The following is a 2925-nucleotide window of genomic DNA, read 5'->3' as shown; positions in this document are numbered from 1 at the left end:
GTACTACTGCGCACTCGCCAAAAGCTGACTGAAATGGAACAAAAGCTAGCGGACTTAGAAGCGAAGATTGCCGACAAATAAGCGTAAAAGAAAGCAAACTGAAAGGGTTGGTGTGAAAACACCAACCCTTTTGTATTTCTGAAGCTCAATCAAGGACTGAAAGTCGACGAATACTTATCAAACAATGTTCATTTTATTGATTTTTAAGACTTTGTTACTAAAAGCAAAAAGGCTTGGTCAACGGCGACCAAGCCTTTTTATTAGATGTTGTGTTGCTTATTTATAACTCCAACCTGTAAGGAGTTAGTGATACTGCTTCGCTTTTTCTACAAATTTATCAGTATCTAAGCGACTAATTAACCGCCTACAGCGATACGCTTCATGTCGCTCATGTAGCTACGTAGCTCTTCACCGATGTACTCGACAGGGTGGTTACGGATAGCTTCGTTTACTTCAATTAGCTTAGCGTTATCAACTTGGTTAGATGTTTCACCTAGACCACGGCCGATTACGTCTGTTGCAACTGAAGGCATGAACTTCTCACGTAGTAGCGGTGTTGCTACGTTAGCGAATAGGTAGTTACCGTACTCAGCAGTATCAGAGATTACAACGTTCATTTCGTAAAGACGCTTACGAGCAACTGTGTTTGCGATTAGTGGAAGCTCATGTAGAGATTCGTAGTAAGCCGACTCATCGATGATGCCAGATGCTGTCATTGCTTCGAATGCTAGCTCAACACCCGCACGAACCATAGCAACCATAAGGATACCGTTATCGAAGTACTCTTGCTCTGAGATTTCTACGTCAGAAGCTGGGTAGTTTTCGAATGCAGTTTCACCAGTCTCTTCACGCCAGCCTAGTAGGTTCACGTCATCGTTCGCCCAGTCAGCCATCATAGTGCTAGAGAAGTGACCAGAAATGATGTCATCCATGTGCTTGTTGTAAAGCGGACGCATTAGATCTTTTAGCTCTTCAGAAAGCTCAAACGCTTTAACTTTAGCAGGATTAGATAGACGGTCCATCATGTGAGTTACGCCACCGAACTTAAGTGCTTCAGTAATCGTTTCCCAACCGTATTGTAGAAGTTTACCTGCGTAGCCTGGTTCGATGCCATCAGCAATCATCTTCTCGTAAGATACGATAGAACCCGCTTGTAGCATGCCACAAAGGATAGTTTGCTCACCCATAAGGTCAGATTTAACTTCAGCTACGAAAGAAGACTCTAGGCAACCTGCACGGTGACCACCAGTGCCTGCAGCCCAAGCTTTAGCGATATCCCAACCTTCGCCTTTAGGGTCGTTTTCTGGGTGAACAGCGATCAGTGTTGGTACACCAAAGCCACGCTTGTACTCTTCGCGAACTTCAGAACCTGGACACTTAGGTGCAACCATTACAACGGTAAGGTCAGAACGTAATTGCATGCCTTCTTCAACAACGTTAAAGCCGTGAGAGTAACCAAGAGCAGCGCCTTGCTTCATTAGGGGCATTACTGTTTCAACAACGTTTGTATGTTGCTTATCTGGAGTAAGGTTGATAACTAGATCTGCTTGAGGGATTAGCGTTTCGTAGCTACCCACAACAAAGCCGTTTTCATCAGCATTCTTGAATGATTGACGCTTCTCATCAATTGCAGCTTGGCGAAGAGCGTAAGATACGTCTAGACCAGAATCACGCATGTTTAGACCTTGGTTTAGGCCTTGAGCACCACAGCCAACAATGACGATCTTCTTGCCTTCAAGGTATTCAGCTTCAGTCGTAAATTCTTCACGATCCATGAAACGGCAGCGACCTAATTGGTCTAGTTGCTCACGAAGGTTTAATGTATTGAAATAGTTAGCCATTGTAGGGCACTCCTTTAAAAATAAGTCCGTAAGGTCGATATCTCTCTATCGAATGACTTCATACTAAAACAGACACTCCGTTGCTGAAAGTGATATATTCACAATTAGTTATTGCAATAAATGCAACATGGAAATGATCGCAAAACATGAACATAAAATCTCTACAATTATTTATACATTTATGTGATAGCAAGAGTTTCAGCAAAACAGCAGCTGCTATGCACGTCAGTCCTTCTGCCCTTAGTCGTCAAATACAAAAGCTTGAGGAAGAAACAGGGCAAGAACTGCTTATCAGGGATAATCGAAGTGTTGACCTCACACCAGCAGGGAAACATCTGTTGCCTGTGGCATTGAGCATCGTTGGCGAGTGGCAGCAATATAATCTCCACCTAAAAGGCGGAGAACAGGAGCTCAAGGGTGAGATCCGCATTTTCTGTTCCGTAACAGCAAGCTACAGTCACCTTCCTGAACTCATTACTGAATTCAGGGCTATTCATCCGTATATTGAGTTTAAGCTCTCTACTGGTGACCCAGCGCAATCCATCGACAAGATACTAAATGATGAGGCTGATATTGCTATCTCAGCAAAACCAGACATTCTTCCCTCAAGATTAGAGTTCGAAACCATCAGCGATATACCACTGTCAGTCATCATCCCATCCGGTGTCAGTAGTTTTAGCCAGCAGCTGCAATCAGAGAAACCAAACTGGAATGAAGTGCCTTTTATCATCCCAGAAGCAGGTACTGCACGAGAACGTGCGAACGCGTGGTTCAAAAAGATGAAGATAAAGCCCAACATTTACGCTCAGGTATCAGGTCATGAAGCTATCGTAAGTATGGTTGCTCTTGGCTGTGGGGTTGGTATCGCTCCAGACGTTGTAATCAACAACAGCCCAGTGAGAGATAAAGTCGATCGTTTAAAAATAGAACCAATCAAACCCTTTGAATTAGGTGTCTGCTGTAAACGATCTCAACTTGAGAACCCATTGATTAGAGCGTTCTGGCAGGTAGCCGAAGGAAAGTATATCCCTGACTAGTTATCTATAAGCGATAACAAGCAGATGTGGAGGCACAGATAAAGAGC

At 43.7% G+C, this 2925-nt stretch carries 2 protein-coding genes and 1 pseudogene; 2 read left to right on the top strand and 1 reads right to left on the bottom strand.

The genetic code is table 11. The features are described from left to right. A pseudogene (locus AB4653_RS02410) lies at positions 1-81 on the top strand (cytoplasmic protein); the annotation flags it as partial. 275 nt (positions 82-356) lie between these two features. On the opposite strand, the gene ilvC reads toward AB4653_RS02410, so the two are convergent. Further along, the gene (ilvC, locus tag AB4653_RS02405; protein WP_009848086.1) at positions 357-1841 is read right to left on the bottom strand and encodes a ketol-acid reductoisomerase; all 1485 of its coding nucleotides are present in this window, start codon (positions 1839-1841) and stop codon (positions 357-359) included. A 146-nt stretch (positions 1842-1987) separates the two neighbouring features. Between ilvC and ilvY the strand changes: the two genes are divergently transcribed. Then, positions 1988-2878 carry an HTH-type transcriptional activator IlvY gene (ilvY, locus tag AB4653_RS02400; RefSeq protein ID WP_009848087.1) on the top strand — a complete coding sequence of 297 codons (891 nt, stop codon included), beginning with the start codon at positions 1988-1990 and terminating at the stop codon, positions 2876-2878. The last annotated feature ends 47 nt before the right edge of the window (positions 2879-2925 follow it).

The organism is Vibrio sp. 10N.222.48.A3 (assembly GCF_041475345.1).
Taxonomy (GTDB): Bacteria; Pseudomonadota; Gammaproteobacteria; order Enterobacterales; family Vibrionaceae; genus Vibrio; species Vibrio tasmaniensis_A.
This window is presented reverse-complemented; position numbering and strand designations above follow the sequence as displayed.